Genomic DNA, 25,215 nt, shown 5'->3' with positions numbered 1-25,215 from the left:
CGGGTCTCAGACCGTGGCCGGCTTGCGGCGCGCGGGGGATTTCGGCGCCGCCTTGGCGGCCGGCTTCGCGCGGGCTTGGGCGGCGCGCTTCGCGGCGCCGGCCTTGGCCGCGGCCTTCGGCGCCGGACGCACGCCGGCTGCCGCCGCCTGGGCCGGCTGGTGTGCCGCGATGAAGGCCTTGACCACCGGGTAGACCATCTCGCGCCAGCGCCGGCCGCTGAAGATGCCGTAGTGGCCGGCGCCCTTGGCCTCGTAGTGCAGGTGGTGCGCTGGGGGGATGCCGGAGCACAGCCCGTGGGCGGCGGCGGTCTGGCCGGCGCCCGAAATGTCGTCGAGTTCGCCCTCGATGGTCAGCAGGCCGCCCTCGCGGATGTCCTGCGGGCGCACGCGCTCCAGCTGGCCCTGTTCGTTGCGCACGTCCCAGGTGCCCTTGACGAGCTCGAAGTCCTGGAACACGGTCTTGATGGTTTCGAGGTAGTAGTCGGCGTCCATGTCGAGCACGGCGTTGTACTCGTCGTAGAACTTGCGGTGCGCCTCGGCGCTGTCGTTGTCGCCTTTCACCAGGTCCTGGAAGTAGTCGTAGTGGCTGGAGGCGTGGCGGTCCGGGTTCATGGCCACGAAGCCGCTGTGCTGCAGGAAGCCCGGGTACACGCGCCGGCCGGCGCCGGGGAACTTCTCCGGCACACGGTAGATGACGTTGTTCTCGAACCACTCGTGGCTGCGCTGCATGGCCAGGTTGTTCACCGCCGTGGGCGACTTGCGGGCGTCGATCGGGCCGCCCATCATGGTCATGGACAGGGGCACCTTTTCGCCCCGGCTGGCCATCAGCGACACCGCGGCCAGCACCGGCACCGTGGGCTGGCACACGCTCATCACGTGGCAGTTGCCGTAAATGCCCTGCACGTGGCCGATGAACTCCTGCACGTAGTTGATGTAGTCGTCCAGGTGGAACTCGCCCTCGGCCAGCGGCACCAGGCGGGCGTTCTTCCAGTCGGTGATGTAGACCTTGTGGTCCTTGAGCAGGGTGCGAACCGTGTCGCGCAGCAGGGTGGCGTAGTGACCCGACAGCGGCGCCACCACCAGCACCACCGGCTGCACCTTGAGCGCGGTCAGGGTGTTGGGGTCGTCCGTGAAGCGCTTGAAGCGGCGCAGCTCGCAGAAGGGCTTGTCGATGTCCACGCGCTCATGGATGGCCACGTCCACGCCGTTCACGTCCACGGTCCGGATGCCGAATTCGGGCTTCTCGTAGTCCTTGCCCAGGCGGTGCAGCAGGTCGTAGCCGGCCGAGATGCGCTGGGCCAGGGGCAGCTGCGCGAAAGGCAGCTGCGGGTTGCTGAACATCCGCGAGGCGACCTCGGCCAGGTCGGTGAAGGGCTCCATGAAAGAGCGCTGGGTTTCGTAGATCTGGTACAGCATGGGTCATGCCTTCGTGAAATGTTGCAGTGCAATGTAGCAGGATGCCGATGGCCTTGTTCTGGGGAGAACACGGGGGCAAAGACCCCAACTGTCGCCTTTGTGCACCAGGCTGGCCGACAATTCCGCCCATGAACACCCCCCATCGCCTGCCTGTGCTCTTCGTCGGCCACGGCAGCCCCATGAACACCATCGAGGACAACCACTGGCGCCGCACCTGGCAGGCGCTGGGGCCTCAGCTTCGCGAGCGCATCCCCGGGGTACGCCTGATCCTGTGCGTCTCGGCCCATTGGCTGACCCATGGCTGGTGGCTCACCGGCATGGACCGGCCGCGCACCATCCACGATTTCGGCGGTTTCCCCCAGGCGCTGTTCGACCAGCAGTACCCCGCGCCCGGCGCGCCCGGCCTGGCGCGCGAGATCGCGCAGTCGCTCCAGTTGCCCGAGGGGCAGGGCGCGGTGGGTGTCGACGAAGGGGAGTGGGGGCTGGACCATGGTGCCTGGTCGGTGCTCAAACCCATGTTTCCGCAGGCCGACATCCCCGTGGTCCAGCTCAGCATGGACTATGGCCGGCCGCCGGCCGAGCACCTGGCCATCGGCCGCCAGTTGAAGGCCTGGCGCTCGCGCGGCGTCTTCATCGTGGCCAGCGGCAACATCGTGCACAACCTGCGCGTCATGCGCCGCGACGTGCCCGACAACCAGGCCTACGACTGGGCGGTGGACTTTGACACCCACGTCGCGGGCCTGATCCAGGCGGGCGATGCCCCCGGCCTGGCGGCGTTCCAGTCGCAGGGCGAGATGGCCCACCTCTCGCAGCCCACCTGGGACCACTACTTGCCCCTGCTGTACGCGGCCGGCGCGGTCGACCCGGACGAGCCCATCGAGTTCTTCAACGAGGGCTTCCAGGCCGCCGCCATCTCGATGAGATCGGTCATCTGGGGGTGATCCCCGGCGCGCTTCGCGCGTTTCCCCTGACAGGGGGCGGCGCCTGCGGCTCCGCGAAGCCGGTTCCGCGGGCCCCCTGGCCAGGCGGTGCTCAGAGCACCGCGGCGATGGACTTGCAGACGTGCCCGATGTTCTTGCCGTTGAGCGCGGCCACGCACATGCGGCCGGTGTCGGTGCCGTAGACGCCGAACTCGCTGCGCAGGCGCACCATCTGGTCCTTGGTCAGGCCGGAGTAGCTGAACATGCCGATCTGGTCGGTGATGAAGCCCATGTCCTGCTTCACGCCGGCGGCCTTCAGCCCTTCCACCAGTTGCTGGCGCATGGCCTTGATGCGCACGCGCATCTCGCCCAGCTCTTTCTCCCACAGCGCGCGCAGCTCGGGGTTGGTGAGAACGGCCGCCACCACCGCGCCGCCGTGGATGGGCGGGTTGGAGTAGTTGGTGCGGACCATGATCTTGAGCTGCGAGAGCACGCGGTCGGCCTCGGCCTTGTCGGCGCACAGCACCGACAGGGCGCCCACGCGCTCGCCGTACAGGCTGAAGCTCTTGGAGAACGAGGTGGAGACAAAGAACACCAGGCCGGCGGCCACGAACTTGGCGATCACCGCGCCGTCTTCGGCGATGCCGTGGCCGAAGCCCTGATAGGCCATGTCCAGGAAGGGCGTGAGGCCGCGCGCCTTGACGACCTCGATCACGCGATCCCATTGCGTGGGCGTGATGTCGTAGCCGGTGGGGTTGTGGCAGCAGGCGTGCAGCACGGCGATGGTGCCGGGCGCGGCGGCCTGCAGGCTGGCCAGCATGCCGTCGAAGTCCACGCCGCGCTTGGCCGCGTCGTAGTAGGTGTACGTGCCGACCTCGAAGCCGGCCTGGGTGAAGAGGGCGCGGTGGTTTTCCCAGCTCGGGTCGCTGATCAGCACCTTGGCGGACGGGCTCAGGCGCTTGAGGAAGTCGGCGCCGATCTTGAGGCCGCCGGTGCCGCCCAGGGCCTGCACGGTGGCCACGCGTCCGCTCTTGACGGGTTCGCTGTCGGCGCCGAAGACCAGGCCCTTGACCGCGTTGTCGTAGGCGGCGATGCCGTCGATGGGCAGGTAGCCGCGCGCGGCGGGCTTGTCCATCATGGCCTTCTCGGCCGCCTGCACGCACTGCAGCAGCGGCAGCTTGCCGTTCTCGTCGAAATACACGCCCACCCCAAGGTTCACCTTGTTGGGGTTGCTGTCGGCGGCGAACTGCTCGTTCAGACCCAGGATCGGGTCGCGGGGGGCCATTTCAACGGCGGAGAAGAGGCTCATGAGGGGGCTGGGGAAGAGGTGGAAGACCCGGAATTCTAGAGCGCTGGCCACCGCACAGCCGGGGGTATCGGAGCTTCGTCAGGTGTCGACCTTTGACTGCGCTTGCGTCGCCATGATGTACTGCGCGTGCAGTACTGCATGGAGTCCCACGTTTGAATGAGTTTCCCGAGGCGTGAAGGTGGTTCACCATAGGGTGCTGGGGTATATTCGCCGACTGTTTACTTTTATTAACACTTGTCCCTTCTTTGGAGGCCGTGAGCATGCAAAAACATACGTCCATCCGCTTCCGCGTGGCCATGTTGGCGGCTGCGGCCATCCTGGCTGGCTGCGCCAGCGGCGGTTCGTATCCGCCCGCGCCTCCGACCGCATCCGCGGGCGCCAGTTACAACTACCTCGTCGGCCCGGGCGACACGCTGTCCATCAGCGTGTGGCGCAACCCGGAGCTGTCGGCCGTGGTGCCCGTGCGGCCGGACGGCAAGGTCTCCGCCCCGCTCGTCGATGAACTCCTTGCCCAGGGCAAGACCTCGCAGGAAATCGCCCGCGACGTCGAGAAGGCGCTCGGCAAGTACGTGCGCGATCCGGTGGTGACCGTGATCGTCACCAACTTCGTGGGCTCGCACAGCGAGCAGGTCCGTGTGGTGGGCGAGGCCGTCAAGCCCCAGGCCCTGCCGTTCCGCCACAAGATGACGGTGATGGACGTGCTGATCGCCTCCGGCGGCCTGACCGAATTCGCCAGCGGCAACAAGGCCACCATCGTGCGCGCCGCCGAGGGCAACAAGCGCTACAGCGTGCGCCTGGACGACCTGGTCAAGCGCGGCGACATCTCGGCCAATGTCGAGATGCTGCCGGGCGATGTGCTGATCATTCCCCAAGGCTGGTTCTGACCAGGCCCTTCCGATTGATCACCGTCGTCCGACGGTGATCGCGCTTGCCCCGATCGTCCCGCAATCCGCATGCATGAACTGATCCACCAACTCACCAACGCGCTGCGCGGCATGTGGCTGTACCGCCGCACCGGTGTGGCCGTGGCATGGGCCGTGGCCCTCCTGGGCGCCGCCGCCGTGATGTTCATCCCCGACCGCTTCGAGGCATCGGCCCGGGTGTACGTCGACACGCAATCCATCCTGCGTCCGCTGATGGCGGGTCTGACGATCCAGCCCGACGTCGAGCAGCAGGTGGCGATGCTGGGCCGCACACTCATCAGCCGGCCCACCATCGAGAAGCTGGTGCAGACCGAGGACCTGGGCGTGCCCCTGGCCGGCAAGGCAGAGCGGGACGCGCTGGTCGGCCGCATCATGGGCAACATCCAGCTCAAGTCCACCGGCCGCGACAACCTGTACACCATCTCCTACCGCGACCAGAACCCGCAGCTGGCGCTGCGCGTGGTGGACGCGCTGATGAAGACCTTCATCGCCTCGCGCACGGGGGCCTACACGGCCGATGCGCAGAACGCGCGCAAGTTCATCGAGGAGCAGATCCGCAACTATGAGTCCAAGCTCACCGACGCCGAGACGCGGTTGAAGGACTTCCGCCTGCGCCACATCGACATGCAGACCCAGGGCGGGGTGGACATGGCCGGCCGCATGGCCGAAATCAGCACCACGCTGAGCCAGGCGCGGCTGGAGTTGCGCGAGGCCGAAAGCGCCCGCGAAGCGGCCCGTGCCCAGCTCGAGCAGGCGCGCGCCGCGGCCCGCAACGCCGCCGCCACCTTGCCTGCCCAGACATTCGCCACGCCCGAGATCGACGCCCGCATCGACGTGCTGCGCCGCAACCTCGACGGCCTGCTGCAGCGCTTCACCGAGCAGCACCCCGACGTGCAGAACACCCGCAAGCTGATCGCCGAGCTCGAGCAGCAGAAGGCGCGCGAGGTCGAGGCCCTGCGCAAACGCGCCCAGCAGGCCGAGGCCGCCGGCCGGCCCATGCCCGACATGAACCCCGCGATGCAGGAGATGTCGCGCACGCTGGCCGCCACCGAGGTGCAGGTCGCCTCGCTGCGCGCGCGCGTGGCTGAATACGAAGGCCGCGCGGCCCGCATCCGCGAACAGGCCAAGGTGGCGCCGCAGGTCGAGGCCGAACTGGCCCAACTCAACCGCGACTACGACGTGCACCGCAAGAACTACGAGGACCTGGTCGCGCGGCGCGAGACCGTGGCCCTGAGCAACGAGCTGCAGAGCGACGCGCACGTGGCGCAGTTCCGCGTGGTCGAGCCGCCTCAGGTGTCGCGCCGCCCGGTGGCCCCCAACCGCGTGGTGCTGCTGCCCGGCGTGCTGCTGCTCTCGCTGGTGGCCGGCGCGGCGGTGGCGTTCATGGTGAGCAACCTGCGGCCGGTGTACTTCGATGCCGCAGGCCTGCGCAGCGCGGTCGACCTGCCCCTGCTGGGTGTGGTCACCCAGGTGCGCAACGAGGTGATCCGCCACCGCCAGGGGCGCAGCTTGCTGCGGGTGATCGTCGCGATCGCCGCGCTGGTGCTGCTGTTCGCGCTGGGCATGGTGGCGCTGTCCATTCACCAGTCATCCGTTTGAATGGGGCCTGAAGCGATGGCAAGTCTGATCGAAAAAGCGGCGCAACGGCTGGAGCAGCTTCGCCAGGCCGGGGCCGACATACCCGACACCCCCGAGGCCCCGCCGGCTGCCGTGGCGCGCCCGCCCATGGCCATGCCGCGGCCCACCCAGCCCCTGCGTCCGCAGAGCAGCTCCAAGGTCGTGCAGCTCGACCTGGACGCCCTGACGGAAGCGGGCTTCGTCACGCCCAAGGCCCAGCGCTCGCTCACGGCCGAGCAGTTCCGCGTCATCAAGCGCCCGCTGCTGGCCAACGCCATGGGCAAGGGCGCCGCGCCCGTGACCCACGGCAACCGCATCATGATCACCAGCGCGCTGGCGGGCGAGGGCAAGACCTTCACCGCCATCAACCTGGCGGTGAGCATCGCCATGGAGCTCGACCACACGGTGCTGCTGGTCGACGCCGACGTCTCGCGCCCCTCGGTCATGAAGACCCTGGGCCTGCCGTCCGGCCGGGGCCTGATGGACCTGCTGGTGGGCAACGAGACCGAGATGTCCGAGGTGCTGCTGCGCACCAACATCGACAAGCTCACGCTGCTGCCCAGCGGCACGCCGCACGCGCGCGCCACCGAACTGCTGGCCAGCGACGCCATGAGCACGCTGGTGGAGGAGATGGGGCGCCGCTACCCCGAGCGCATCATCATTTTCGATTCGCCGCCGCTGCTGATGACCACCGAGTCGCGCGTGCTGGCCTCGCACATGGGCCAGATCGTGATGGTGGTGCAGGCCGGCCAGACGCAGCGCGCCCAGGTGCGCCACGCGCTGGAGGCGATCGAGAACTGTCCGATCAAGCTCATGGTGCTCAACCAGGTCCGCGAGGAAGAGCGCAACTCCTACGGCTATGGCTACGGCTACGGCACGGATGCGCCGGCCGAGGCGAACACCACGGCCTAACGGCCAGCGAGGCAGACCATGCGCCCGATAGCGACCCCCTCGATCCCGCGCCTCCGGTGCCGCCTGCCACTGAGCGCCGTGGCCCTGGCCACCCTGGCGCTGGCGGGAACGGCGCGCGCGCAGGTGCCGATGGAAGTGCCGGGCGCCGCCACCCAGGTGCAGGAGTCGATCACGCCGCAGGGGCCGCCGCCGCGCGTGTGGATAGAGCCGCGCGTGTTCGCCCGCCAGTGGTACACCGACAACTACCTGCTCAGCGGCACCGACCGCCAGTCCGAATGGACCACCGAGCTGGGCGCCTCGGTGCTGGCCGTCTTCAACCTGCCGCGCCTGACCGGCAGCGTCGACTACTCGCTCAGCGGCCTGTACCAGGCGCAAGGCGTGGGGCAGGAGGACCACCTGCAGGGCCTGGACGCCAACCTGCTGCTCGACGCCTGGAACAACACCGCCTTCGTCGAGTTCAACGGCAACGTCGGCCGCAGCCGCGTTTCGGCCTTCGATGTTCAACCGGTGGGCGATTTCGAACGCCCGAACCTGGCGGAGACCAAGCAGTTCCGTATCTCGCCCTACCTGCGCGGCAGCTTCAACGACGCCGTTGACTACGAGCTGCGCTACAGCCGCTTCACCTCGCGCACCCAGGCCGACAACCGATCGGACATCGACGAGAACACCGTCTCGGGCCGCCTGGCCAGCAGCGAGGGCGTGGCCCGCCTGGGCTGGGCGCTGGACGCCTCGCGCAGCAACCTCGACTACAGCCTGGGCCGCAAGGTCACGCTGCAGCAGGTGATCGGCCAACTGAACTACGCGGTGACCCCGACGCTGCTGGTCTACGTGCAGGGCGGCCGCGAATCCAACAACGTGCTCACGGCCGATACCGAGTCCTACTCCACCTGGGGCGGCGGCTTCAACTGGCGACCGACGCAAAACGCGCGCATTGCCATGGGCGCGAACAAGCGCTTTTTCGGCCACGACCACAACCTTCAGGCCGAGTACCAGATGCGCCGCGCGGTGGTGCGCTTCACGGACTCGCGCGACATCTCCACCAGCCAGCTGGGACTGGGCGACGGCAGCACCACCCTGTCGGGCCTGCTCGACGCCCTGTACGGCGGCAGCATCCCCGACCCGGTGCAGCGCGCGCAGCGCGTGCAGAGCGAGCTGGAGCGCCTGGGCCTACCGGGCAACACCACCAACTTCCCCGGCTACCTCACGTCCTTCGTCACCGAGCAGCGCATCCAGGAACTGGCCTTCGTGCTGATGCTCAACCGCGGCGCCCTCACGGCCGCGATCCAGCGCACGCGCTCGAACCAGCTCAACAACAGCCTGGTCACCGGCGACGACTTCAACTTCGCCAGCGAGATCCTGCAAAAGGGCTGGAGCGTGGCCTACGCGCACCGCCTCTCGCCGCGCTCCGCGGCCAGCATCACCTTCCAGCGCCAGGAAAACGTGGGCGTGGGCACGACGCTGTTCAACCGGCTCGATTCGATCACCCTGGCGCTGACCACGCGCCTGAGCGCCCGCACCACCGGTGTCGTGATGCTGCGCCGCTCGTCGTTCGACGCCACCACCCCTTACCGGGAAACGGCCATTCAGGCCATGGTTTCCCATCGGTTCTGATCCATGTACGAAGCCTTCTACGGGCTCAAGAGCAAGCCTTTCCAGCTCAACCCGGACCCGCGTTTCTATTTCTCGGGCAAGCCGCACCGGCGCGCGCGCTCCTATCTGGTGTACGGCGTCATGCGCGGCGAGGGCTTCATCGTCATCACGGGCGAGGTGGGCGCTGGCAAGACCACCATCGTGCGCGACCTGCTCGACAGCCTGGAGAACGGCTCGGTCGTGGCCGCCCAGCTCGTCAGCACCCAGCTGGGCGCCGAGGACGCGCTCAAGCTGGTGTGCGCCGCCTTCGGCGTGTCCGTCAAGGGCAACAGCAAGGCCGACATGCTCATGGCCCTGGAGGCCTACTTCATCACCCAGGTCTCGCAGGGCAAGCGCTGCCTGCTGATCGTCGACGAGGCGCAGAACCTGCAGCCCCAGGCGGTGGAAGAGCTGCGCATGCTCTCCAACTTCCAGTTCGGCGACCAGGCGCTGCTGCAGACCTTCCTGATCGGCCAGCCCGAGTTCCGCGACATCCTGCAAAGCCCGCGCATGCTGCAGCTGCGCCAGCGCGTCACGGCGCGTTGCCACCTGGGCCCGCTGGACGAGGAGGACACGCGCGGCTATGTGGAGCACCGCCTCAAGTGCGCCGGCGCCACCGACAAACCCACCTTCGACGAAGGCATCTTCGCGCTGCTGCACCAGGAGTCGGGCGGCATCCCGCGCCGCATCAACCTGCTGGTGGACCGGCTGCTGTTGCAGGGCTTCCTGGCCGAGACGCCGCACCTCACGCTGGAAGCCTTCCAGGACGTGGTGAACGAGGCCCGCGCCGAGACCGCCGCCTCGCCCACGCGCACCGAGCAGGACGCCAGCCGCTGGGGCCCGTTGGCCGAGATTCCCCTGCGCGGCATGCCGCCCACGCTCACCGACCAGGTCGAGCCGCTGGACCTGGACATCGACCCCGGCATGGTCGAGGGCATGTCCGAGCAGCTCACGCAGGTGGCGGCCGAGCAGCTCAGCGCGCGCCTGCTGCGCATCGAGCGCAGCGTGCTGCGCCAGGAGCGCATCAGCCTGGAAATCCTCAGCTCGCTGCGGCGCATCGTCGCGGGCGCCCGCAAGGGACGCAATGGAAACGGTCCGCAGGGCGGCGCGCCCAGCGACACGCCGCCGGGCTGACCCCTTTCAGGGAGAGCACCTCATGCTGATGAAAACCGATCGCCTGAATGCCCTCACCATCGACGTCGAGGACTACTTCCAGGTCTCCGCCCTGGCGCCCTACATCCGGCGCAGCGACTGGGACCGCTGCGAGTGCCGCGTCGAACGCAACGTGGACCGCATCCTGCAGATGCTGGCCGACGAGGGCGCGCAGGCCACCTTCTTCACCCTCGGCTGGATCGCCGAGCGCTACCCGGCCATGGTGCGCCGCATCGTCGAGCAGGGCCACGAGCTCGCCAGCCACGGTTATGGGCACCAGCGCGTGAGCGACCTGGACGCCACCGATTTCCGCGACGACGTGGTGCGCGCGCGGCGCGTGCTGGAAGACACCGGCGGCGTGGAGGTGCTGGGCTACCGCGCGCCGAGTTTCTCTATCGGCGAGGGCAACCTCTGGGCCCTGGACGTGCTGGCCGACACCGGCCACCGCTACAGCTCCAGCATCTACCCGGTGCGCCACGACCACTACGGCTCGCCCGACGCGCCGCGCTTCGTGCACCCCGTGCGCGAGGGCCTGATCGAGGTGCCGCCCACCACGCTGCGGGTCTTCAGCCGCAACCTGCCGTCCAGCGGCGGCGGCTACTTCCGCTTGCTGCCCTACAGCCTGTCGCGCTGGATGATCGAATCGGTGAACCGGCGCGACGGCGAGTCCGCCATCTTCTATTTCCATCCCTGGGAGATCGACGCCGAGCAGCCGCGCGTGCCCGGCATCGACCTGAAGACGCGCTTTCGCCACTACGTGAATCTCGAGCGCAACGAGGCCAAGCTGCGCCGGCTCCTGAAGGACCTGCCCTGGGGCCGCATGGACCAGATCTTCCTCGGGCGCCGGCAGGCAGAGGTGGCGCTTGCCTGAGACCACGAACCTGAGCCTGCACCGCCTCGATGGCTCGCGCGCCGCGGATGCCGCGCGCTGGGACGCCTTCGTGACGGCCTGCCCCGAGGCCACCTTTTTCCACCGCGCGGGTTGGGAGCGCATCACGCGCGAGGTGCTGCGCCACGACACGCATTTCCTGTGGGCCGAATCGAACGGCCAGATCCGCGGCGTGCTGCCGCTGGCGCGCGTGCACAGCCGCCTGTTCGGCCATTCGCTGAGCAGCCTGCCGTTCGCGGCCTATGGCGGCGTGGCCGCGCTGGACGACGAGGCCCGCGCCGCGCTGGAAGCCGAGGCCCAGGCCATCGCCCAGCGCCTGGGCGTGGACCACCTGGAACTGCGCCACCTGCAGCGCCGCCACCCCGACTGGCCCGCGCAGGACGCGCTGTACGTCACCTTCCGCAAGCCCATCGAGCCGACCGAAGAGGCCAACATGCTGGCCATTCCGCGCAAGCAGCGCGCCATGGTGCGCAAGGGCATCAAGAACGGCCTGGTCTCGCACATCGACCCCGGCGTGGACCGCTTCTTCGCGCTCTACGCCAGCAACGTGCACCGCCATGGCACGCCGGCGCTGTCGCGGCGCTACTTCCAGGCCTTGCGCGACACCTTCGGCGACGACTGCGAGGTGCTCACCGTCACCGACGACCAGGGCAAACCCCTGTCCAGCGTGCTGAGCTTCTACTTCCGCGACGAGGTGTTGCCCACCTTCGCGGGCGACGACACCGCCGCGCGCGACCTGGCTGGCAACGACTTCAAGTACTGGGAACTCATGCGCCGCGCCTGCGCGCGCGGCCTCAAGGTCTTCGACTACGGCCGCAGCAAGGTCGGCACCGGGCCGTTCTCGTTCAAGCGCAACTGGGGCTTCGAGCCCACGCCGCTGCACTACGAGTACCGGCTCTACAAGCGCGACAGCATCCCCCAGAACAACCCGGCCAACCCCAAGTACAAACTGATGATCGAGACTTGGCGGCGCCTGCCGCTGCCGGTGGCCAACTGGCTGGGCCCGCACATCGTCAGGAACCTGGGGTGAGGGCAGGGCGATGACACCGCTGCTCTACCTCGTCCACCGCATGCCTTACCCGCCCGACAAGGGCGACAAGGTGCGCTCGTACCACCTGCTGCGCCACCTGCAGCAGCGCCACCGGGTCTTCCTGGCCACCTTCATCGACGACCCCGCCGACGAGGTCCACCTCGACGCCCTGCGCGCCCTGTGCCCGGACCTGTACGTGGCGCGCCTGAACCCGCGCTGGCGCAAGCTCGCCAGCGCGCGCGCGCTGCTCACGGGCGAGGCCCAGTCGCTGGCCTACTACCGCCACGCCGGCCTGCGCGACTGGGTGAGGCGGGTGGCGGCCGAGCACCAGCCCGTGGCCAGCGTGGTGTTCTCGTCCACCATGGCGCCCTACGCCCACGAGCTGCTGCCGCGGGTGCCCATGCTGGTCGACCTGGTGGACGTGGACTCGGCCAAGTGGACGCAGTACGCGCCCGCCCACCGCTGGCCCCTGTCCTGGGTGTACCGCCGCGAGGGCCGGCGCCTGCTCGCGCACGAACGCGACATGGCCCTGGCCGCACGCCGCAGCTTTCTCGTCACGCCGCAGGAGGTGGAGCTCTTCGCCTCGCTCGCGCCCGAGTGCCGCGACCGCGTGGAAGCCGCCGGCAACGGCGTGGACGCCGAACGCTTCCGGCCCGACCCCGCGCTGCCATCACCGTTTGCGGCCGACGAGCGCGCCATCGTCTTCACCGGCGCCATGGACTACTGGCCCAACGTGGACGCCGTGGTCTGGTTCGCCACCGAGGTGCTGCCACGCATCCGCGAGCGCGAGCCCCAGGCCAGCTTCTGGATCGTGGGCCGCAACCCCACGCCGGCTGTGCAGGCGCTGGCGGGCGGCGCGGTTCACGTCACCGGCACCGTGCCCCAGGTGGAACCCTACCTGCAGCACGCGGGCGCGGTGGTGGCGCCGCTGCGCGTGGCGCGCGGCATCCAGAACAAGATCCTGGAGGCCATGGCCATGGGGCAGCCCGTGATCACGGTCCCGTCCTGCGCCGAGCCGATCGGCGCCACGGCCGAGCAGGGCCTGTGGCGCTGCGACGAAGCCGAGTGCTTCGCGCAAGGCGTGCTCGCCTGGCTGGCCGATCCGGCGCGCCGCGAGCGCCTGGGCGCGGCGGCGCGCGAACACGTTGTCCAGAACTTCAGCTGGCAGGCCAACCTGGACCGCCTCGCGGCCTGGCTGCCCACCACGGAGAGCTCCTGATATGTGCGGCATCGCCGGCCTGTTCGACCCCGTGGGCCTGCGGCCCTTCGACCCGGCGCTGATGCGCCGCATCAACGACGTGCAGTCGCACCGCGGCCCCGACAGCGACGGCCTGCACCTGGAGCCCGGCCTGGCCCTGGGCCACCGGCGCCTGTCGGTCATCGACCTGTCCACCGGCGACCAGCCGCTGTTCAGCGAGGACGGCAGCATCGCCATCGTCTTCAACGGCGAGATCTACAACTTCCAGCAGCTCGTGCCCGAGCTGCGCTCGCTGGGCCTGAAGTTCCGCACGCGCAGCGACACCGAGGTCATCGTCAACGCCTGGCGCGCCTGGGGCCCGGCCTGCGTGCAGCGCCTGCGCGGCATGTTCGCCTTCGCGCTGTGGGACCGCCACCAGCAGACCCTGTTTCTGGCGCGCGACCGCCTGGGCGTGAAACCGCTGCACTACGCCTGGCTGCCCGACGGCAGCTTCGTCTTCGGCTCCGAACTCAAGACCATCACCTCGCACCCCGGCTTCCAGCGCCGCATCGACCCGCTGGCGGTGGAGGAGTACTTCTCGCTGGGCTACGTGGCCGACCCGCGCTGCATCTACGAGGGCGCGCACAAGCTGCCTTCGGCGCACACGCTCACGCTGCGCCGCGGTGGCGCGGCGCGCCCCGAGCCCCAGGCCTACTGGGACGTGCGCTTCACCACCGACAACCCCATCAGCGCCGCCGACGCCCAGGCCGAGCTGCGCGAGCGCCTGCGCGAGTCGGTGCGACTGCGCATGATCGCCGACGTGCCGCTGGGCGCCTTCCTGTCGGGCGGCGTCGATTCGAGCGCCGTGGTGGCCACCATGGCCGGCCTGTCCGAATCGCCTGTGCACACCTGCGCCATCGGCTTCGACGATCCGCGCTTCAACGAGTCGGACTTCGCCAAGATGGTGGCCGATCGCTACCGCACGAACCACACGCTCGACGTGGTGGGCAGCGACGACTTCGGCCTCATCGACACCCTGGCCTGGCTCTACGACGAACCCTTCGCCGACAGCTCCGCCATCCCGACCTACCGCGTCTGCCAGATGGCGCGCCGGCACGTGACCGTGGCCCTGTCGGGCGACGGCGGCGACGAGAGCTTCGGCGGCTACCGCCGCTACCGCCTGCACCTGGGCGAGGAGGCCGTGCGCCGCCGCCTGCCGCTGGGCCTGCGCCGGCCGGTTTTCGGCCCGCTGGGCCAGATCTACCCCAAGGCCGACTGGGCGCCGCGCCCGCTGCGCGCCAAGACCACCTTCCAGGCCCTGGCCATGGACAGCGTGGAGGCCTACCACCACAGCATGTCCCACCTGCGCGCCGACCAGCGCAGCGCGCTCTTCAGCGAGGGCTTCAAGCGGGGGCTGGGCGGCTACAGCGCGCTGGACGTCTTCACCCAGCACGCCGACCAGGCGCAGACCGACGACCCGCTGGCCCTGATCCAGTACCTGGATTACAAGACCTGGCTGGTCGGCGACATCAACACCAAGGTGGACCGCGCGAGCATGGCCCACTCGCTGGAGGTGCGCGAACCGCTGATGGACCACGAGCTGATCGAGTGGCTGGCCACCTTGCCGAGCCACCTGAAGATCGATGGCAGCGAAGGCAAGGCCCTGCTCAAGCGCGCCATGGAGCCCAAGCTGCCGCACGACGTGCTCTACCGGCCCAAGATGGGCTTCTCCGTGCCGCTGGCCGACTGGCTGCGCGGTCCGCTGGCGGGCCGCGTGAAAGAAGCCGTGCTGGGCGATCGCCTGCGCGACTCGGGCTACTTCCAGGAGCGCCAGCTCCAGCGCCTGGTGGACGAGCACCAGCGCGGCACCAGCGACCACGCCACGCCGCTGTGGATGCTGGTGATGTTCGAGGCCTTCCTGCGCCGGCACGAACTGAGCCCGGAGGACAAACCGTGAACGCCGCACGGCCGCCCGAAGGCGTTCGCACCGCAGCGCAAAGCGCGGAGGCGTGCCGATGAACGCCGGGGCGCGCCGCCTGCGGGTGCTGCACGTGGTCTACCGATTCGACATCGGCGGGCTGGAAAACGTCATCGTGCAGCTCATCAACCGCCTGCCGGCCGAGCGCTTCGAGCACGTGGTGCTCTCGCTCACCACGGTGAGCGACTTCCGCCAGCGCGTGGAGCGCGAGGGCGTGCGCTTCATCGCGCTCGACAAGCCGCCCGGCCACGCGCTCAAGCAGTACCCCGCCATCTGGCGGCTGCTGCGCGAGATCCGCCCGGACGTGCTGCACAGCTGCAACCTCGCCCCGCTCGAGGTGGTGCCCGTGGCCTGGGCCGCGGGTGTGCCCTGGCGCGTGCACGTCGAGCACGGCTGGGACGCGCACGACCCCCAGGGCCAGAGCGCCAAGTACCGCTGGCTGCGCCGCGCCTACGCCCCTTTCGTGAGCCGCTTCGTGTCCGTCTCGGCCGACCTGGACCGCTACCTCGGCGAAGCCGTGGGCGTGCCGGAGACCAAGCGCCACCTGATCGGCAACGGGGTGGACACGCGCCGCTTCTCGCCCGGCCCCGCGCCGGCCATCGAGGGCTGCCCCTTCGAGCCCGGCCGCCATTGGCTGGTGGGCACCGTGGGCCGGCTCATGACGGTGAAGAACCAGCCGCTGCTGGCGCGCGCCTTCGTGCGCTGGCTGCGCGAGCGGCCCGAACTGGCCGCGCGCGCGCGGCTGGTCATCGTGGGGGAGGGCGGCCTGCGCGCCGAGGTCGAGCGCGTGCTCGACGAGGCCGGCCTGCGCGCCCTGGCCTGGCTGCCGGGTGCGCGCAGCGACGTGGCCGCCATCCTGCGCGCGCTCGACGTGTTCGTGCTGCCTTCGCAGGCCGAGGGCACCTCGTGCACGCTGCAGGAGGCCATGGCCAGCGCCCGCCCCGTGCTCGCCACGGCCGTGGGCGGCACGCCCGACGTGTTCGAGGACGGCGTCAGTGGCCTGCTGGTGCCCTCCGACGACGAAGCCGCCATGGCCCGCGCCCTGAACCGCCTGCACGACGACGCTCCCTTTGCCCAGGGCCTGGCCCGAGCCGCGCGCGAGCGCGCCGAGCAGCACTACTCCATCGACCGCATGGTCGACGCCTACGCCGCGCTGTTCGCGCGCGCCGCGGCGCCGCGCCTGCAGGTCGCCTGAACCCGCCATGCGCATCCTGTACCACCACCGCACCGCCAGCAAAGACGGCCAGGCCGTGCACATCGAAGAAATGATCGAGGCCCTGCGCGGCCTCGGCCACGAGGTGCGCATCGTCGCGCCCGCCAGCGGCGGCGACGAGGGCCGCATGGGCGGCGGCGTGGGCTGGGTGCACCGCCTGAAGGCCGTGCTGCCGCGCGCGCTCTATGAGTTGATGGAAATCAGCTACAGCGCCGTGGCCTACCGCAAACTGGTGGCCGCCGCGCGCGAGTTCCAGCCCGACGTGATCTACGAGCGCTACAACCTGTTCCTGCTGGCCGGTGTCATGGCCAAGCGCAAGCTCGGTCTCCCGCTGCTGCTGGAGGTGAATGCCCCGCTGGTGCACGAGCGCGAGCAGCACAGCGGCGGCCTGTCGCTGCAGCGCCTGGCGCGCTGGGCCGAAGGCACGGCCTGGCGCGGCGCCGACGCGGTGCTGCCAGTGACGGCCGTGCTGGCGGACCACGTGAAGGCCTACGGCGTGCCGGCCGAACGCATCCACGTGGTGCCCAATGGCATCAACCGCTCACACTTCGCGCAGGCGCCGGGCCGCGACGAGGCCAAACGCCAGCTCAAGCTGCAAGGCCGCCTGGTGCTGGGCTTCACCGGTTTCGTGCGCGAATGGCACGGCGTGGACCGCATCATCGACTGGATGGCCACGCCCGACGCGCCGCCCGAGGCCCACCTGCTGATGGTGGGCGATGGCCCGGTGCGCGGCGCGCTGGAGGCGCAGGCGGCGCGCCTGGGCCTGTCCGATCGGGTCACCTTCACCGGCGTGGTGCACCGCGACGCCGTGCCCGCGCACGTGGCGGCCTTCGACATCGCGCTGCAGCCGGCCGTCACGCCCTACGCCTCGCCGCTCAAGCTCATGGAGTACCTGGCGCTGGGCAAGGCGGTGGTCGCGCCCGCCACGCCCAACCTCATGGAGGTGCTCACGCACGGGCTCAACGCGCTGCTGTTCGAGGAACAGGGCCGCGGCGCGCTGGAAGCGGCACTCACCCGCGTGTGCCGCGACGCGGAGCTGCGCGAGCGCCTGGGCGAGGGCTCCGCGAACACCATCGACCGGCTGGAGCTCACCTGGACGGGCAACGCCCGCCGCGCGGTGGCGTTGGCCCAGGCGGCCCAGACGACACAACACCGCGGGGCGGCCGCATGACACCCATGAAGGTGCTGCTCTTCTCCTCTCTGTTCCCGAGCGGCGTGCGGCCCATCCACGGCATCTTCGTGGAGACGCGGCTGCGCGAGCTGGTGAAAAGCGGCGAGGTGCAGGCCAAGGTCGTGGCGCCGGTGCCCTGGTTCCCGTCCACCGCCAAGCGCTTCGGCGAATACGCCCAGTTCGCCGCCACCCCCCGGCGCGAGGAACGCAATGGCCTGGAGGTGTTTCACCCGCGTTACCTGCTGCTGCCCAAGGTGGGCATGAACCTCGCGCCCTGGGCCATGGCGCTGGCGGCGCTGCCGCTGCTCAGGCGCCTGCAGCGCGAGGGCTTCGATTTCGACCTCATCGACGCCCACTACTACTACCCCGACGGCGTGGCCGCCGGCCTGCTGGCGAAGTGGCTGGGCAAGCCCTTCGTGGTGACGGCGCGCGGCACCGACCTCAACCTCATCCCGCAGTACGCCTACCCGCGCCGCCTGATCCTGGACACGGCGGCGCGCGCCAGCGGCTCCATCGGCGTCTGCCAGGCGCTCATGGACACGCTGCGCGACCTGGGTGGCGAGCCGTCCAAGCTGCATACCCTGCGCAACGGCGTGGACCTGGAGCGCTTCGTGCCCGAGCCGCGCGCGGCGGCGCGCGAGCGCCTGGGCCTGCCGGTGGACGGGCGCTACCTGCTCTCCGTCGGCCTGCTGATCGAGCGCAAGGGCCACCACATCGCCATCGAGGCGCTCACGCAGCTGCCGCAGGTCACCCTGCTGATCGCCGGCTCCGGTCCGGACAGGGCGAAGCTGGAGGCCCTGGCCGCGCGCCTGGGCGTGGCCGATCGCGTGCGCTTCGCGGGCGTGGTGCCGCAGGCCGAGCTGAAGTGGTGGTACGCCGCGGCCGACGTGCTCACGCTGTGCAGCAGCCGAGAAGGCTGGGCCAACGTCTTGCTCGAAGCCATGGCCTGCGGTACGCCCGTGATCGCCACCAACATCTGGGGCACGCCCGAGGTGGTGAGCACGCCGGACGCCGGCCGGCTCATGCGCGAGCGCGACGCCGCCTCGCTGGCCGAGGCCTGGCGCGAACTCATGCTGACGCCGCCGGCGCGCGAGGCCGTGCGCCGGCACGCGGAGCGCTTCTCGTGGGACGACACCACCCGCGGACAGCTCGAGCTGTTCCGGTCGGTGATCGGGCGGCCCCCTCTCGCGGTGCGAGGTCAAGGGCATGAAACGGCGTAGTTCATGGTGGCTCGCCAGCGCCGTGCTGGTCGCGGTGCTGGCGCTGCTCTACTGGCAGTCGCCGCGCGGCGGTGCCTTCTGGTGGAGCGACGCGGCGCGCCACGCGCTCAACAGCGCCTTCGTGGCCGACCTGCTGCGCGACCGGCCCTGGCAAGACCCGGTGGGTTATGCCTACCACTACTACGCGCAGTACCCGGCGCTCACCATCCTCTTCTACCCGCCACTGCTCTATGCGCTGACCGCCCCGTTCTACCTGCTGTTCGGCGTGTCGCACGAGGTGGCGCTGCTGGTGGTCTTCCTGCATTACTTCGCCTTTGGCCTGGGCTGCTGGCGCCTGGCGCGCTGCTGGCTGGCGCCGCTGCCCGCGCTGGCCTTTGCGCTGCTCATGGTGCTGATGCCCGAGATCGCGCTGTGGGGCCGGCAGGTGATGACCGAGGTGCCTGCTTACGCCTTCCTGGTCTGGAGCCTGGTGGCTTTCGTGGAGCACCGGCGCAGCGGGCGCATCGGCTGGCTCTACCTGAGCGCGGCGCTGCTGGTGCTGGCCATGAACACCAAGCTCACCGTCGGCTTCGTGAGCCTGGTCTACCTGGCCGTGTTGGCGCGCGACCAGGGCCTGGGCCTGCTGAGGCGCGGGCACCACTGGGCGATCGCCGCGCTGACGCTGGCCGCCCTGGTGCCGGTGGTCCTGATGACCCTGAAATTCGGCCAGGCCAACCTGCAGTCCGTCGCTGGCGTGGCCGACGCCGTGGCCCCGCGCTGGAGCGTGCAGGGCTGGCTGTGGTACCTGCGGCAACTGCCTTCGCAGATGGGCTGGCCCCTGCTGGCCACGGCGCTGTGGGGCGTGTGGCGCGCCTGGCGCCAGCGTGCCGTGCTGCCCTGGTGGGGGCTGTGGCTGAGCTGGTTCGTGCTGGGCTACGTGTTCTTCTCGCTGATCGACCTCAAGGAAGCGCGCCACAGCGTGTTCCTGCTGCTGCCCCTGGCCTTCGTGGCGGTGTGGGCGGTTCAGGACGCCCTGCCGGCGCTCAGCGGCCAGGCGGCGCTGCTGGCCCTGGTGCTGTCCACCGGCGCCATCACCCTCTGGTGGCGGCCCGTGCCTTACGTGGATGGCTACGCGCGCGTGGTCGACCAGATCGCGCGCCTGGCGCCGCGCCACAGCGTGGTGCTGTTCTCGGGTTACCGCGACGGCTCCTTCATCTTCAACCTGCGCGCGCGCGAGGACCGGCGGGACCTGAGCGTGCTGCGCGCCGACAAAATCCTGCTGCGCCTGTCCGTGCGGCGCGAGCTCGGCGTCGAGGAAAAATCCCTGAGCGAAGCGGAACTCGGCCAGCTGCTCAACGATCAAGGCGTGCACTACGTGGTGATGCAACCGGGGTTCTGGACCGACCTGGAGGCCATGCGCCGCTTCGAGCACCTGATGGCCAGCCCCCAATTCGAGGAGGTCGCGCGCATCCCCACGCCCGCCAATCACCACGCGCACGAGACCGAGCTGGTGATCCTTCGCAACAAGGGGCCCGTCAATCCGACCCCGAAACCGCTGAACATCGAACTCAAGATGATTGGCCGGACGATCCCCGCGAACTGAAGCGAACCCTCATGGAAGCCCTCATCTTCATGTTCGACGTGGCCTGCATGACCTACGTCTGCTGGCGCATCTACAAGGCCGACCCGAAGCGGCCCACGCCCAACGACCTCGGCTACTTTCAGTACCGCGTGCACGAGCAGCATCCGCCGACCGATGCCGGCGATGGCAAGCGCAAGCGCAAGGGAGCGGCGAGCAGCCGGTCTGGGGAGCGTCGCGGTGCGTGACCTGCTCTTCGCCCTCGCCATGCTGGCCCTGATCCCGCTGGCCTTCGTGCGCCCGTTCAACGCCTACATGCTGTGGGGCTGGACGTCCGCGATGATTCCCACGGGCTTCCTGTTCGGCTTCATGGCCAGTGCGCGGGTGAACTTCATCTTCGCCGGCATCACCTTGCTGCTGGTGGTGCTGCGCCGCGTGGACTGGAGCCAGTACCGATTCAACTGGGCCGTGGTCCTGTACCTGGTGTTTCTGCTGCACGCCACGGTCTCCTGGCTCACGGGCTACGCCGGCAACGACAACAACTTCAAGTACTTCGACCTGCTGATGAAGGGCCTGGTCTTCAGCATGCTCATGCCGATGTTCGTGCAAACGCGCATGCACTTTCACGCCATCCTGTTGGTGGTGGTGTTCGGCCTGGGCCTGCACGGGGTGATCGAGGGCCTGAAGACCGTGGTCTCGGGCGGCTCGCACAACATGTTCGGTCCGGCCGGCAGCATGCTGTACGACCGCAACCACCTGTCGACCGCGCTGGCCATGGTGCTGCCCATCGCCTATTACCTTTACCTGCACTCGGTGCACCGCTTCGCGCGCTGGGGCTTTCTGAGCGTGTTCGTGCTCATTGTTCTGGCCATCATGGGCGGCGGCTCGCGCGGCGGTTTCGTGGCGCTGGCGGTGGTGGCCTTCTGGCTCATCCTCACCTCGCGCCACCGCTGGCGCACGCTGTTCATCGTGCTGGCCATGGGCCTGCTGCTGTCGCAGTTCGTACCCGACTCGGTGGTGGCCCGCCTGGAGACCATCGGCGAAGCCAAGGAAGACGACTCCTTCATGGGCCGCGTGCACGCGTGGAAGATCAGCTCGGCCCTGGCGCTGGAGCACCCCTTCTTCGGCGGTGGCTTCCATGCGGTGCAGGTGCAGTACGTGTGGGACCATTTCAAGACCGCGCCCAGCCTGCTTGACTTCCTCAACTTGCCCGAGCCCGAATTCGTGCGGGCCAAGGCCGCGCACAGCGTGTACTTCGAGGTCATGGGCGATCTGGGCTTCCTCGGGCTGTTCCTCTACCTCTTGATCTTCTCCCTGCCGCTGCTGAACCGCTTCTCCGTCAAGCGCATGGCCACGCGGCTGGGACCCGACTACGTGTGGGCGCGCGACCTGGGCGACATGCTGATGCTGGCCGTCATGGCGTATCTGGTGGGCGGCGCCAGCGTGAGCGTGGCCTATCTGGAAATGGCCTACTTCATGGTCATGCTGATGGCGGTGCTGCAGGTGCATTTGCGCCAGCGCCTGAACGAGCACGAGCGCGAACAGGCGCGCCTCGCGCGCGCGGCGCCGAACCGGGGCGTGGCGTGAGCCAGCCTGTGCAGCGCGACGCCGCGCCGATGGTCTCGGTGATCATGCCGGCGTGGAACGCCATGCGCTACATCCACGCCGCCATCGACAGCGTGCTCTCGCAGTCCTACCGCGACCTGGAGCTGATCGTCATCAACGACGGCTCCAGCGACGGCGACTACGCCGCGCTGGAGCGCATCGACCCCCGCGTGCGCGTGATCGATGGCCCGCGCGGCGGCGTCTCGCGCGCGCGCAACCTGGGCATGGAACAGGCGCGCGGGCGCTACCTCGCCTTCATCGACGCGGACGACCTCTGGGTGCCCGGCAAGCTGAAGGTGCAGGTGGACTACCTCGAAGCCCACCCCGAAGTCGGCATCGTGTTCGCCGAGATCCACCGCTGGCGGCCCGGGCCCGATGGCACCTGGCCCGACCCGTCCGAGCACTACCCCGACGAGCAGGCCCTGGCGCGCACCAACCCCGAGTGGAGCGGCTGGATGTACACGCGCATCCTGATGGGCTGCACCCTGGGCATGATCACGCCGCTCATGCGGCACGAGGTCTACCGCCAGGCCGGCGGTTTCGACGAGAGCATGGAGCGCGGCGAGGACTACGATTTCTGGCTGCGCTGCTCGCGCCATGCGCACATCCAGGGCTTCTCGTCGGTGATGGCGATCTACCGCATCCACCCGGCCAGCGCCATGCACCGGATGATCGAGCGCAACCACCTCGCGGAGCTGCTCGAGCGCGCCCGCGAGCGCTGGGGGCTGAGCGACCCCGACGGCCATCGGCTGCCTGCGCTGCACTACCGCTACCGCCTGGGCCGCGCGCATTTCGACCACGGCTACACCCACTACTGGTCGGGCGACCCGGCCGTGGCGGCGCGCGAGTTCGCGCAATCGCTGCGCCGGGGCTGCCTGGTGGGCCGCTCGGCCGCGTTCTGGGTGCTGAGCCAGGTCAAGCGCCTGCGAGGCTGACACCTCGCCCCGGCGCGAACCCGCGCCGCGCTCAGGCCCCGCGCTGGCGCCAGCGCACGAACAGCGTGCGCAGCTCCCCATACAAGGGCAGGCCGAACAGCCGCAGCAGCAAGGCCCAGCCGATGGCCGCCGGCAGGCCCAGCGCCAGCACGCTGGCCCAGGCGGGCAGGGGCGGCAAGGCCCACTTCAGCGCCAGCATGCAGCCCAGCAGCACCAGCGTGAGACCGACCACCCGCGAGGCCATGGCCAACCAGCGCCCGGGGGCGATGCCCAGGTAGCGGTACTGGATCCACAGACCCATGGGCACGGTCAGCACCTGCGCGACCACCATGGCCTCGGCGAAGCTCTGCAGCGAGCCATTGAACAGCAGCAGGATGAACACCGCCTTCAGGCACAGCAGCAGCACCATGGGCAGCCCCGCCACGTAGGGCTTGCCGATGCCCATGAGCGCCGCCGGCACGAAAGAGAACAGAACGCCCAGGCCCGCCGACACGCACAGCCAGGGCACGGCCACGGCGCTGGGCAGCCACTTGGCGCCATAGAGCAGGAAGATCACCTCGTTGGCCAGCAGCGCCGTCATGGCCATGGCGGGCAGCAACAGCGTGGCCAGGTAGGAGGTGACGCGGCAGACCTCGGCCGCGATGTCGCCCTGGCCGTGGTGCAGGCGGGCCATGTAGGGCAGGGCGAAGTAGTTCACCGCCGGCATCACGCCGCTGCTGGCGATGTTGATGGTGGAGTTGGCCTTGCTGAAGAAGCCCACGTTGGTGGGCGTGCTGAGCCGGCCCAGGGCGATGTCGGGAATGGCGTTGTCGATCGCCGTCATGGCCGAGGTGATCATGGCGCCGACGCCGAAGTTGGCCACGCGGCCCCAGTGCTTGAGACCGGGAATCCAGGGGGTTTTCGTGGTGGACAGCAGCCGCACGGCCGTGACGTGGGTGGCGATGTTGATCAGGTTGGCCCAGGCCATGGTCATGTGGCCGAAGCCTTGCAGCGCCAGCACCACGGACACCACGAAGTAGACGCCGAGCGCGATCAGCCCGGCCTTGGCGGTGCGCACGACCTCCATGTTGCGCACCAGGATGGCGCCGGGCAGGGCGCCGAAGGGGATGAGCACGAAGCCCATGGCCAGCACCTGCACCACGTGCTCCACCCGCGGTTCTTTGAAGAAGGCCGACCACAGCGGCGCGCTCAGGAACATGACCAGCGCCATCGTCCACGACGTGCACATCACCACGCCCAGGGCGGAGCGCAGGGTGTCTTCGCTCAGCTCCTTCTGCCGCTTGATGAAGGCGGTGACGCCGAAGTCGCGGAACAGGTGGGCCACGGCCACCAGCACGGCGCTCATGGAGTACACGCCGATGTCGTCCGGGTCGAGCAGGCGAGCCAGCACCATGCTCAGGATCAACTGCCCGGCGACTTCCGCATTGCTGAAGATCAGCTGGAAACCGAATTTCTTGCGGGTCGAGTTCAAGGGCGGCCTTGGATGTGTGCGAAATCCGGCATTCTGAAGGAAGCCGGACGGCTGCCCCTTGGCACGGTCCGGGCCGGCGAGCAGAATGCCGCACAAACACGCGCCGCCAGAGGCGCGGATGCGATGGGGGCATAGCTTGAACGGGAATGCGGCCGGTGCGCCGCAGGAGGATTCGGCATGCTGCGCTGCTTTGATGAGGGCGTCGACGCTTCTTTGCTCGACCGGGGTTCGTTTGTCTGCGGCCACCGGCTGATGGGGCATCCCGCCCTGTCCATGGAGAACCTGGCCAAGGTCATTCCGCGCTTGCCCCAGGGGCAGGTGATGTTCGCCACCCGGCGCCTGGACACCGGGGACAACTTCGAGAAGACCTTCCGCCAGAAGCCGCTGGACCGCTCGATCGAGGAAACCATCGAAACCATCCGCGAGTCCGACGCCTACATCATGGTGAACTCGCCGCAGGCGGACCCCAGCTTCGCCGAGCTCTACCAGGACCTGATCCACGACGTCGAGTCCCTCATGTGGGAACGCGGCGTGGGCGACAAGGCGATCTCGCCCAAGCTCTACCTGTTCATCGCCTCGCCCAACAGCGTGACCCCGTTCCACATCGACCGCTACTCCACCTTCCTGCTGCAGTTTCGCGGCAGCAAGTGGGTCACCGTGTCCGATCCCTGGGATGATCGCGTGGTGACCTCGCCCGACCGCGAAAACTACGTTTCCTACGTGAGCACCCAGCTGCCCTGGACACCCGAGAAGGACGGCATCAGCACACGCTACTGGTTCGAGCCCGGGCAGGCGCTGCACATCCCCTTCGTGGCCGGCCACCACGTGCACAACGGCGCCGACGATGTGTCCATCTCCATGTCCATCATCTTCAACACGCCGCAGACCACGGATTGGCGCGACGCGCTCAACTTCAACCAGCGCGCGCGCAAGGTGCTCAAGCGCGTCGGCCTGGGGCCGGGCCCGGTGGGCGTGAACCCCGGCCGCGACGCCATGAAGGCCAAGGCCTGGCGCACCTGGGCCGGTTGGCGCGGGTACTAGTTTTGGCCCACCCCCGCCGCGCTGCGCGCGACCCCCTCGAGGGGACGAC

The 25,215-nt window shown here is 69.3% G+C and carries 21 protein-coding genes; 18 read left to right on the top strand and 3 right to left on the bottom strand.

Going from position 1 to position 25,215, the window contains the following annotated elements:
* Positions 1-6: 6 nt before the first annotated feature.
* Positions 7-1,416, bottom strand: coding sequence for a polyhydroxyalkanoate depolymerase (locus BHU06_RS07510; protein WP_070398532.1), 1,410 nt, complete (start codon positions 1,414-1,416; stop codon positions 7-9).
* Positions 1,417-1,544: 128 nt separating this feature from the next.
* Here BHU06_RS07510 and ygiD point away from each other — a divergent pair, with 128 nt between their 5' ends.
* Positions 1,545-2,357: a 4,5-DOPA dioxygenase extradiol gene (gene ygiD, locus BHU06_RS07505; protein ID WP_070398531.1), complete on the top strand. Its 813-nt coding sequence runs from the start codon at positions 1,545-1,547 to the stop codon at positions 2,355-2,357.
* A gap of 91 nt (positions 2,358-2,448) precedes the next feature.
* Here ygiD and BHU06_RS07500 read toward each other — a convergent pair whose 3' ends face one another.
* On the bottom strand, positions 2,449-3,645 hold the full coding sequence (locus tag BHU06_RS07500; RefSeq protein WP_070398530.1) for an amino acid aminotransferase: 1,197 nt from the start codon (positions 3,643-3,645) through the stop codon (positions 2,449-2,451).
* A 260-nt stretch (positions 3,646-3,905) separates the two neighbouring features.
* Between BHU06_RS07500 and BHU06_RS07495 the strand changes: the two genes are divergently transcribed.
* From BHU06_RS07495 to BHU06_RS07420, 16 genes are all read left to right on the top strand, one after another.
* Positions 3,906-4,529, top strand: coding sequence for an XrtA/PEP-CTERM system exopolysaccharide export protein (locus BHU06_RS07495; RefSeq protein WP_070398529.1), 624 nt, complete (start codon positions 3,906-3,908; stop codon positions 4,527-4,529).
* 69 nt (positions 4,530-4,598) lie between these two features.
* The gene (locus tag BHU06_RS07490) at positions 4,599-6,167 is read left to right on the top strand and encodes an XrtA system polysaccharide chain length determinant (RefSeq protein WP_070398528.1); all 1,569 of its coding nucleotides are present in this window, start codon (positions 4,599-4,601) and stop codon (positions 6,165-6,167) included.
* 15 nt (positions 6,168-6,182) lie between these two features.
* Entirely contained in the window at positions 6,183-7,097 is a 915-nt protein-coding gene (locus tag BHU06_RS07485; RefSeq protein ID WP_070398527.1) for an XrtA-associated tyrosine autokinase, read from the top strand.
* A 78-nt stretch (positions 7,098-7,175) separates the two neighbouring features.
* Positions 7,176-8,708 carry a TIGR03016 family PEP-CTERM system-associated outer membrane protein gene (locus BHU06_RS07480; protein WP_070398526.1) on the top strand — a complete coding sequence of 511 codons (1,533 nt, stop codon included), beginning with the start codon at positions 7,176-7,178 and terminating at the stop codon, positions 8,706-8,708.
* A 3-nt stretch (positions 8,709-8,711) separates the two neighbouring features.
* Positions 8,712-9,860, top strand: a complete 1,149-nt coding sequence (locus BHU06_RS07475; protein ID WP_070398525.1) for an XrtA/PEP-CTERM system-associated ATPase — start codon at positions 8,712-8,714, stop codon at positions 9,858-9,860.
* A 22-nt stretch (positions 9,861-9,882) separates the two neighbouring features.
* On the top strand, positions 9,883-10,749 hold the full coding sequence (locus BHU06_RS07470; protein ID WP_070398524.1) for an XrtA system polysaccharide deacetylase: 867 nt from the start codon (positions 9,883-9,885) through the stop codon (positions 10,747-10,749).
* Positions 10,742-11,797 carry a FemAB family XrtA/PEP-CTERM system-associated protein gene (locus BHU06_RS07465; RefSeq protein WP_175442817.1) on the top strand — a complete coding sequence of 352 codons (1,056 nt, stop codon included), beginning with the start codon at positions 10,742-10,744 and terminating at the stop codon, positions 11,795-11,797. The genes BHU06_RS07470 and BHU06_RS07465 overlap by 8 nt, the downstream gene beginning before the upstream one ends.
* 10 nt (positions 11,798-11,807) lie before the next feature.
* On the top strand, positions 11,808-13,016 hold the full coding sequence (locus tag BHU06_RS07460; RefSeq protein ID WP_070398523.1) for a TIGR03087 family PEP-CTERM/XrtA system glycosyltransferase: 1,209 nt from the start codon (positions 11,808-11,810) through the stop codon (positions 13,014-13,016).
* A 1-nt stretch (position 13,017) separates the two neighbouring features.
* Positions 13,018-14,931: an XrtA/PEP-CTERM system amidotransferase gene (locus tag BHU06_RS07455; protein WP_070398522.1), complete on the top strand. Its 1,914-nt coding sequence runs from the start codon at positions 13,018-13,020 to the stop codon at positions 14,929-14,931.
* A 58-nt stretch (positions 14,932-14,989) separates the two neighbouring features.
* The gene (locus tag BHU06_RS07450; protein ID WP_070398521.1) at positions 14,990-16,147 is read left to right on the top strand and encodes a TIGR03088 family PEP-CTERM/XrtA system glycosyltransferase; all 1,158 of its coding nucleotides are present in this window, start codon (positions 14,990-14,992) and stop codon (positions 16,145-16,147) included.
* Between the two features lie 7 nt (positions 16,148-16,154).
* Positions 16,155-17,336, top strand: a complete 1,182-nt coding sequence (locus BHU06_RS07445; RefSeq protein WP_070398520.1) for a glycosyltransferase family 4 protein — start codon at positions 16,155-16,157, stop codon at positions 17,334-17,336.
* Positions 17,337-17,341: 5 nt separating this feature from the next.
* A complete protein-coding gene (locus BHU06_RS07440) occupies positions 17,342-18,556 on the top strand; it encodes a glycosyltransferase family 4 protein (protein WP_070398519.1) in 1,215 nt (404 codons plus the stop codon).
* Positions 18,543-20,138 carry a glycosyltransferase family 39 protein gene (locus tag BHU06_RS07435; protein ID WP_070398518.1) on the top strand — a complete coding sequence of 532 codons (1,596 nt, stop codon included), beginning with the start codon at positions 18,543-18,545 and terminating at the stop codon, positions 20,136-20,138. Before BHU06_RS07440 ends, BHU06_RS07435 begins: the two co-directional genes overlap by 14 nt.
* Before the next feature lie 11 nt (positions 20,139-20,149).
* Positions 20,150-20,362, top strand: coding sequence for a hypothetical protein (locus BHU06_RS07430; RefSeq protein WP_070398517.1), 213 nt, complete (start codon positions 20,150-20,152; stop codon positions 20,360-20,362).
* A complete protein-coding gene (locus BHU06_RS07425; RefSeq protein WP_070398516.1) occupies positions 20,355-21,701 on the top strand; it encodes a putative O-glycosylation ligase, exosortase A system-associated in 1,347 nt (448 codons plus the stop codon). Before BHU06_RS07430 ends, BHU06_RS07425 begins: the two co-directional genes overlap by 8 nt.
* Positions 21,698-22,654, top strand: a complete 957-nt coding sequence (locus BHU06_RS07420) for a glycosyltransferase family A protein (RefSeq protein WP_083293051.1) — start codon at positions 21,698-21,700, stop codon at positions 22,652-22,654. The genes BHU06_RS07425 and BHU06_RS07420 overlap by 4 nt, the downstream gene beginning before the upstream one ends.
* Before the next feature lie 31 nt (positions 22,655-22,685).
* Here BHU06_RS07420 and BHU06_RS07415 read toward each other — a convergent pair whose 3' ends face one another.
* Complete coding sequence (locus tag BHU06_RS07415; protein WP_070398515.1) at positions 22,686-24,125, bottom strand: oligosaccharide flippase family protein; 1,440 nt, start codon at positions 24,123-24,125, stop codon at positions 22,686-22,688.
* Positions 24,126-24,302: 177 nt separating this feature from the next.
* Between BHU06_RS07415 and BHU06_RS07410 the strand changes: the two genes are divergently transcribed.
* On the top strand, positions 24,303-25,166 hold the full coding sequence (locus tag BHU06_RS07410) for a cupin-like domain-containing protein (RefSeq protein WP_070398514.1): 864 nt from the start codon (positions 24,303-24,305) through the stop codon (positions 25,164-25,166).
* Positions 25,167-25,215 lie beyond the last annotated feature (49 nt).

The sequence above is a fragment of the Hydrogenophaga sp. PML113 genome (assembly GCF_001777155.1).
Lineage (GTDB): Bacteria > Pseudomonadota > Gammaproteobacteria > Burkholderiales > Burkholderiaceae_C > Hydrogenophaga > Hydrogenophaga borbori.
Note: the sequence above shows the minus strand (reverse complement) of the source record. Positions and strands in the feature narration are given on the sequence as shown.

Coding starts and splice junctions, on each gene's coding strand:
- BHU06_RS07510 (WP_070398532.1), bottom strand. CDS start 1,416: ATGCTGTACCAGATCTACGAAACCCAGCGCTCTTTCATGGAGCCCTTC.
- ygiD (WP_070398531.1), top strand. CDS start 1,545: ATGAACACCCCCCATCGCCTGCCTGTGCTCTTCGTCGGCCACGGCAGC.
- BHU06_RS07500 (WP_070398530.1), bottom strand. CDS start 3,645: ATGAGCCTCTTCTCCGCCGTTGAAATGGCCCCCCGCGACCCGATCCTG.
- BHU06_RS07495 (WP_070398529.1), top strand. CDS start 3,906: ATGCAAAAACATACGTCCATCCGCTTCCGCGTGGCCATGTTGGCGGCT.
- BHU06_RS07490 (WP_070398528.1), top strand. CDS start 4,599: ATGCATGAACTGATCCACCAACTCACCAACGCGCTGCGCGGCATGTGG.
- BHU06_RS07485 (WP_070398527.1), top strand. CDS start 6,183: ATGGCAAGTCTGATCGAAAAAGCGGCGCAACGGCTGGAGCAGCTTCGC.
- BHU06_RS07475 (WP_070398525.1), top strand. CDS start 8,712: ATGTACGAAGCCTTCTACGGGCTCAAGAGCAAGCCTTTCCAGCTCAAC.
- BHU06_RS07470 (WP_070398524.1), top strand. CDS start 9,883: ATGCTGATGAAAACCGATCGCCTGAATGCCCTCACCATCGACGTCGAG.
- BHU06_RS07460 (WP_070398523.1), top strand. CDS start 11,808: ATGACACCGCTGCTCTACCTCGTCCACCGCATGCCTTACCCGCCCGAC.
- BHU06_RS07455 (WP_070398522.1), top strand. CDS start 13,018: ATGTGCGGCATCGCCGGCCTGTTCGACCCCGTGGGCCTGCGGCCCTTC.
- BHU06_RS07450 (WP_070398521.1), top strand. CDS start 14,990: ATGAACGCCGGGGCGCGCCGCCTGCGGGTGCTGCACGTGGTCTACCGA.
- BHU06_RS07445 (WP_070398520.1), top strand. CDS start 16,155: ATGCGCATCCTGTACCACCACCGCACCGCCAGCAAAGACGGCCAGGCC.
- BHU06_RS07440 (WP_070398519.1), top strand. CDS start 17,342: ATGAAGGTGCTGCTCTTCTCCTCTCTGTTCCCGAGCGGCGTGCGGCCC.
- BHU06_RS07435 (WP_070398518.1), top strand. CDS start 18,543: ATGAAACGGCGTAGTTCATGGTGGCTCGCCAGCGCCGTGCTGGTCGCG.
- BHU06_RS07430 (WP_070398517.1), top strand. CDS start 20,150: ATGGAAGCCCTCATCTTCATGTTCGACGTGGCCTGCATGACCTACGTC.
- BHU06_RS07410 (WP_070398514.1), top strand. CDS start 24,303: ATGCTGCGCTGCTTTGATGAGGGCGTCGACGCTTCTTTGCTCGACCGG.